The organism is Prosthecobacter sp., assembly GCF_014879935.1.
Taxonomy (GTDB): domain Bacteria; phylum Verrucomicrobiota; class Verrucomicrobiia; order Verrucomicrobiales; family Verrucomicrobiaceae; genus Prosthecobacter.
This window is the reverse complement of record NZ_JACSRD010000187.1, coordinates 1-1571: the sequence shown is the minus strand read 5'-3', so window position 1 is coordinate 1571 and position 1571 is coordinate 1. Positions and strand designations below refer to the sequence as shown.

Here is a 1571-nt window from a genome sequence, read left to right as displayed (position 1 = left end):
GATCAGTGGAACGGTGTGTCGGTAGATCAGTGGAACGGTGTGTCGGTAGATCAGTGGAGCGGAGGGCGAAGGGAGCGCGGACGCCCTCGTCCGCTGGAGTGATGGATTGGTGGAGTGGTGTTCGCAGTTCGTGGTTGGACTCTCGGCTCTTTGCTCTTCGCTCTCGGCTCTGTTCTTTTGCTAGGGATTGCTGGTCACGGACCACGTGCCGTTGGCGGGGGCCGACTGACATTGGTGGTGGAAGTCGTGGGCGAGGTGCTCGGTGGTGGTGCTGAAGTCGGCGGGCGTCTGTTTGTCGCGAAGGCAGACGAAGATGAGATGCACGCCAGGGGCGGACCAGGGCCGGAAGGTGCTCTTCACGTACTCGGCGTAGTCGGTGATCAGGCGGCCGTCCTGGAGGAAGAATTCGCGGAACCAGTGCTTCCCTTCGGTGAAGACCGTGGGGCAGTCCGGCACGGGTTCGACCTCGATGCCACGATACTTCAAGCACACGCGCACGGTGTGGTGGCGGTCTCGCGTGGCGGCGGTGTAGCAGGCCAGCCCGATGTGCGGCGGTTGCGAAGGCAGCCGGATCTCAAAGCCGTTCGGCGGCATGGGCCGCGACTCCACGGTGGCGGGTGGCTGCCAGCTCTGCTGACCCAGGGACAGCAGGGTGGAGGCGAGAAAGGGCATCGGCAGGCAGATAAAGAAGGCGAGCGCAGCCTGACGGACATCGCGGATGACGGGTTCGGACGTGCCGTGGTCTTGGACCGGGGCTGCACGGCGCTGCCACGCCAGGCCCAGGAGGGCCAGGCCCCAGGACCACGGTTGCATGGCCACCAGCGCATGCGTGCAGGCAGCGATGAGCACGCGGTCGAGCGTCAGTTTGCCAAGAAGCGGGCACAGCAGCAGCCACGGCAGCCAGAAGGACTCCACACTGACCAAAGCGATGGCGAGACCGGCCGCCATCCAGGCAAAGGTGAGCCAGCGATGCGCACGGCCGGGGTCAAAGCGCGCACGGCTGGTGGAAAGGCAGAGCACGGAGGCCAGCGAGACCAGCGTGGCATTTGGCGTGCCGCTCATCGGTGCCAGCAGCGCGATGACGGCGGCGGCGTGCAGCGTCTCCATGAGGCGGGCGGAGAGCGGCCGCGCATCACGCGGGGTGATCAGCGCGACAAAGGGGGCCAGCCAGACAAAGCCGATGAAGTAGTGCGTCTGCGGGCTTTCGACCCCAGGATAGGCCAGCTCTCTATAGGCGATCAGGGTGAGGACGCGCAGCACATTCGCCAGCAGCGATGCGGGCACCATGGCCAGCACACGCAGCCAGAAGACCCGGGCCCGCAGCTCGTTGCGGTTCACCCACACGGCCAGGGCCACGAGGACGAGGAGGAGATTGATCCCCGCACAGTCCCGCGTCCACGGCACATGCAGGCGGCCCACAGCCATCACATCGCCACGATCCAGGGCGTCAATGCCCATCCAGCGCAGCGTCGTCATGACCACCGGCCGGGTGAAATCGACCAGCAGGTCCCGCGATTGCGTGAAGTGCACGGTCGCCGCGATGAAAAGCGCGGCGAGGATCGTGCGCAGGT

General features: G+C 66.0%; 1 protein-coding gene. It reads right to left on the bottom strand.

Going from position 1 to position 1571, the window contains the following annotated elements; all coding sequences use genetic code 11:
- Positions 1-180: 180 nt before the first annotated feature.
- On the bottom strand, positions 181-1571 hold a 1391-nt coding region (locus IAE77_RS20470), incomplete at its 5' end, for an archaeosortase/exosortase family protein (RefSeq protein WP_294230806.1).